Raw genomic sequence first — 4,787 nt, 5'->3', positions numbered from 1 at the left:
TATGAATTGTATAAATCTAATTGCTTCCTGAAATATCTTTTTAAATACTTTCTCTGTTTCTTTATTTCCTTTTTTAATATGTAAACTGCCCAGCTGGAAAAAATAGCAAAAGAAATCTTTTTCATATTTGGCAACACTAAAAGGGTTGCTTATCTCTTTTCCTTTTCTTTTTAAAGGTAAATAAAATTGTTCCCAGCGTTTCTCGTATTTATCTTTATAAGAAAAACAAACTCTGTTTGTTAGATCCTTTACTAAATTATATATCTCAAGATTCTCAATTATGAGAGAACTAGAAAGACGATCTAAACGATCTTCCACCTCACAAAAATTGATTTTAGGATTAATTTTGGATGTTTGTCTTCTTTTAATTGCCTTTTTCTCTCTATTCATTAATAATGATTCTCTAAGAAGTTTTTTATCATTCTTAACGCCAATGGGTTTTTCATTATCATCAACACCCATAACAGATCTACCTATCTAATAATTCCAAGAACTTACTTACATTTTTATAGGCATCAGCTATTTTTATTTGATATTCTCGTTCACCAGTAATATTATAGAAATTTGCTACCCAGACGGGACCGTTAGAGTTTATATCTTTAAATGCCTCTCTTATATGTGACAGCCCTTCCTGTACAACTTCATTATTTAGATATTGCTTTAACTCCCCAGCAACAGATAAAGGGCCATTTTTGTAATTTGCAATCATATAGTGAATATCATATGCGTCTTTTTCCTTATATCTTCCACCCAAAGCAAAGGACTTCATTATTAAACTGCTAACGATATTAGCCACCTTCCATTTGCAAGCGGCTTTACCATTACCCGGCAAAACATCTTTAATTTCTGTAACCATAAAATGCCCAAATGCAAGCTGACAACCTTTGGCTTTTAAAGCCTGTAAATCGGGCTGAATTTTGCGGTGAACCGCTTCTATTCCTTCCTCTCCAAGATGAGAAGTCAGAAAATCTATTTTTATAGTGTACTCTTTATTATCGTGAGGAGAAATCAATGTTCTCTCAAATCTAAATTCAAAAACATCTGCCAATTCATCCTGAACTGCTTGATAACCCCTCTCTTTTATCAAACTTATAATTGTACCGTATTTCTTCTCGCTTATTGTTGGATTAACAGCAAGGTCAATATCAATTGAACCTATATGGTCAAAACCTTTCTTCTGATATTTTTGTAATATAAAATATGGTGCCCACCCACCAATCAGAATTAATTCATTAAAGTAGCTTCTTAAAATTACACCCAACTCTAAAATTACTGATTTTGAAGCTTTAACTACTCCAGAATCAAATTCATCCGCATTTCTAATCTTACCCATTTAGTATTTTATCCTTTTTTCACGCAAAAACTCTGCCTGCTCTTTCCCTCTTGTAGGATATTGATTAAGATCCAAGTAGAGTTGACTATTGCAGACTACATCTTTGCCTTCTATAGTTTGTTTTCGGTAAAACATACCTTGATCGTAAGGTTCAATAAGATGGACTGTGCCTCCAAATTCTATTTCTTCTAACTCTAATTGCTGAACAATTCTTTTAATATCTCCAAGATAATAAAAATGTACATCATTAAAACGCATAAAGGGGGCAACTAAAGAAGCTCCTGCATGAAGAGTAAAGCAATAAGTAGTTCTATTTCTTTTAAGTGTATTAGCTATTTTCTTCATTAATTCCTGGGGGTTTTTTATAGATGAATAATAGGAATGAATAGACTCAGGAGAAATTCTATACTGTCTTGCCCAGTCATTTAGTAACTCAGCTGGACGAGACAGATGAATTTGCTTCTTTTGATCGCGAATCACATATCCTTGCTTAAGAAGTTTGGCTATAACTTCATGAGTATATCCCAAGGCTACCTCTAAGGTTTGGGACAACTCGCTTATTCCCCATAATCTTTCTGGCTCCTCAAGTAATGCTCGTATAATCCTCGTTGCCTTAGGAGAGAATAACTTTTTCAAGATGCTGTGAGTTCTCTTTATTTGTTCTTCCCCAACTTTTTCTATGTAGACCTCTTTTAAACCTACATAGCAATTCCCAGCAAGGTCTAAATAGCCAATATTATTCTCTTTACAGATAGAAGCACCATTCTTAGAGATAAAGTCTGAAACAAAGATAGGATAACTGTTTTTTATCACAGAGGCTGCTTTAAGCAAAATGGGGATAGATTGAAGTATTTGTGAAGGGAAGCCTCTAGATTTAACTTCAATGATAAGTTTTCTCTTTTTACCTGCTATATCAACCTCAATTACCATATCAGGAATTATCCCTTTAATTTTAGGCTGATGCACAATTTTTCTGATCTTAAAAGCAGGGATATTTTTTTCTATAAGAACTGGTACCTTATTTAAGATTTGCTTTTCCGAAACCATTTTCATCTTTCTTTCATCTCTTTCGTTATTTACCGAAACATACCTATTTACCGAAACACAACTATAAAGTATCACTTTGCTCTTTCTTTGTCAAGAAATCGCACTGTTGGAGTTGGAAATGAACAGGAAACATCATAACCCAGCTTTTGTTGGAAGAAAACATACATTTTCTTTACTACTCGTTATTCTTTTTAGGCCACTTTAGATTATTCCCTACAGTTAGTAAACTTGGTATGTAAAAAAAGACGTAACAGTTATTCGGAGAATAACTTATAATACCTAAAAATACACAACGGATTTTAGGGCCTATAGAGACCAATATAGGCCCAATAAGAGCGAAGCTGTCACCATGGGCAAAGTAGGGCCTTTTTCGAGGCTAAAACAGTTCACTTTTAATTTTTATCTGACACTCTTTTTTAGGACTTGACAGCCTTAAAATTAGGTGATAAAATCCTTATAATATGATTAGCAAAAAAAATATGGAAGATATATTTAATGCTCTTGACCGGCAAATTGATCTTTACAATGGTTCTCCTATTTCACTTGTAGTTTGTGGGGGCACCGCTCTTTTTGCTCTCGGTCTCGTTTTGAGAACTACCAAGGATGTAGATGTCCTTGGTGAAGCTGTTTATAGCGAAAAGGAAATCATTGTGAAAAAGATAGATAGATTTCCTGAAAGGTTTCTGGAAGCAGCAAAAGTCGTTGAGAGAGATTTCGAACTTCCGAAAGAATGGATTAATATAGACCCAGCGTCGCAGGTAGAATTAGGCTTGCCAGTAGGATTTGAAAAGAGACTTGTTGGAAGACGATACGGCAAATATCTTACTATCTATTTTATTAGTCGACTTGACCAGATACATTTCAAACTATATGCAGCACTTGACCGCGGTGGGTATCATGTGGATGACCTATTTGCATTAAAGCCTACAAAGCAGGAAATGGAGATGGCAGCAAGATGGGTTTTAACCCAGGATGTTTCGGAAGGATTTAAGGCTATTTTGAAGGATTTTTTGAGAAAGAAGGGATACAGTGACATTGCTCAAAGAATTTAGGGAGAAATTTTTGAACAGACTGATTCAGATTCACTGGAGACAGTGGGCTTCCCTTGGTGTAGCTTCGCAAATTGAGGAGGAGAAGAACTGGATAATTGACCTTGAAAGTTTGCTTTCATCTACGCTGTTTATGGGAAAGTTTGACAAAAGGCTTTTATCTGTCTCGCTAGAATGGATAAAGAAGAATGGAGAGTGGTTAAACTCCTCCAGACTAAAAAGAATTGGAAAGTGCTTTTATAAAATAGATAAGAGATTGAATAAGCATTTAGTTCCTCAAGGTGTTTTTGAAAAAAGCCAGGTTAAAGAGAAGGTCACAGAACCAAATATACAGAAGCCTTGTCTTCTACCTCTATATCTCAGAGGAGTTTTTGGAGTGAATGCACGTGTTGAAGTTCTTCTGTATCTTCTTTTAAGGCATGAAGGAAACTCCAACCAGATTGCAAAAGAGATTTATTTTGACCAGAAGATTGTTTACAGAATACTTGAAAGGTGGACAAAGGCTGGACTTGTTGAGAAAGAAGAAGGGAAAAAATACTTATTGAAAAATGAGCAGGGTTTTATCAGAATGTTAAAATTAGGAAATGTACTTCACTGTATAAATTGGATCAGAACATTTCTCTTCTTTGCAAAAATCCTAAAGGCGCTACATACTAAACCCTGGTCAGAAGACGAATATTTACTTTCCTCATTCTTTCGCGATATTCTTGATGAGGCAAAGATTGTAGGAAGGTCGGTTGATGTTTCATTCCCCGATGGAAACTTATACAAAGGTTCTGAGTATCTTCATCCATTTACTACAGAGGTGATGAAATTGTTAAGGAAAATATAGGGGTTTTTAGATGTGTTTTAGCCTCGAAATTCCACTTTTGGCAGTAATGTTAAGAGTTCATTAATGTTTAATTTTACTCATAATTTTATTAAGGAGACCGTGTTATGGAATACACCAAAAAACATAAAAACCTTATCGCTAAACTGCTCAAGAAAGCCAGGATGATTGAAGAGGCAAAGTTTGTTTTGTCTTGCGATGAATACAAGTATGAAATCAGCGAAGCCATGCGTGATGCTGCTAAGAAGACGAAGACCTGCATTGGAGCGAATCCTGCGCTATTAGATGCAGCAAGGCGATATGAAACCAGAGATTGTGCTATTTTTAAAGAATGCTCTTTGCCTCATTGTGAAGGTGGGGTATGGTGCGATATCTATAACCTTGGCGGAAGTCATGGTCGAATTGGTAATGCTTATCGCCATTTAGCGGATAGAGCAAATTTTGTTCCTTTTAAAAAACGCCGTAAGATAATGTTTGAGATTTTAGAACATAAAACAGGACAAACAAGACATAAGTCTTGATGGCAAAG

Annotated in this window: 6 protein-coding genes; 3 read left to right on the top strand and 3 right to left on the bottom strand. The window is 35.2% G+C overall.

From position 1 onward, the window contains the following. The 3 genes from KKC91_04310 to KKC91_04300 all read right to left on the bottom strand — a co-directional run. On the bottom strand, window positions 1–462 hold a 462-nt coding region (locus tag KKC91_04310; protein MBU0477773.1), incomplete at its 3' end, for a hypothetical protein. A 7-nt stretch (window positions 463–469) separates the two neighbouring features. Then, complete coding sequence (locus KKC91_04305; GenBank protein ID MBU0477772.1) at window positions 470–1,333, bottom strand: hypothetical protein; 864 nt, start codon at window positions 1,331–1,333, stop codon at window positions 470–472. Next, the gene (locus tag KKC91_04300) at window positions 1,334–2,386 is read right to left on the bottom strand and encodes a hypothetical protein (protein MBU0477771.1); all 1,053 of its coding nucleotides are present in this window, start codon (window positions 2,384–2,386) and stop codon (window positions 1,334–1,336) included. It lies immediately after the preceding gene. Between the two features lie 473 nt (window positions 2,387–2,859). Here KKC91_04300 and KKC91_04295 point away from each other — a divergent pair, with 473 nt between their 5' ends. The 3 genes from KKC91_04295 (at window position 2,860) to KKC91_04285 (ending at window position 4,779) form a co-directional block, all read left to right on the top strand. Then, window positions 2,860–3,432, top strand: a complete 573-nt coding sequence (locus tag KKC91_04295; protein MBU0477770.1) for a hypothetical protein — start codon at window positions 2,860–2,862, stop codon at window positions 3,430–3,432. Window positions 3,433–3,442: 10 nt separating this feature from the next. Next, the gene (locus KKC91_04290) at window positions 3,443–4,261 is read left to right on the top strand and encodes a helix-turn-helix domain-containing protein (protein ID MBU0477769.1); all 819 of its coding nucleotides are present in this window, start codon (window positions 3,443–3,445) and stop codon (window positions 4,259–4,261) included. Between the two features lie 104 nt (window positions 4,262–4,365). Further along, window positions 4,366–4,779: a hypothetical protein gene (locus KKC91_04285; GenBank protein MBU0477768.1), complete on the top strand. Its 414-nt coding sequence runs from the start codon at window positions 4,366–4,368 to the stop codon at window positions 4,777–4,779. Window positions 4,780–4,787 lie beyond the last annotated feature (8 nt).

This window comes from bacterium, assembly GCA_018812485.1.
Lineage (GTDB): Bacteria > JAHJDO01 > JAHJDO01 > JAHJDO01 > JAHJDO01 > JAHJDO01.
Note: the sequence above shows the minus strand (reverse complement) of the source record. Positions and strands in the feature narration are given on the sequence as shown.

What these genes read in the sequence shown, in the direction of transcription:
- KKC91_04285 (MBU0477768.1), top strand. Translation starts at nt 4,366, where the DNA reads ATGGAATACACCAAAAAACATAAAAACCTTATCGCTAAACTGCTCAAG.
- KKC91_04305 (MBU0477772.1), bottom strand. Translation starts at nt 1,333, where the DNA reads ATGGGTAAGATTAGAAATGCGGATGAATTTGATTCTGGAGTAGTTAAA.
- KKC91_04300 (MBU0477771.1), bottom strand. Translation starts at nt 2,386, where the DNA reads ATGAAAATGGTTTCGGAAAAGCAAATCTTAAATAAGGTACCAGTTCTT.
- KKC91_04295 (MBU0477770.1), top strand. Translation starts at nt 2,860, where the DNA reads ATGGAAGATATATTTAATGCTCTTGACCGGCAAATTGATCTTTACAAT.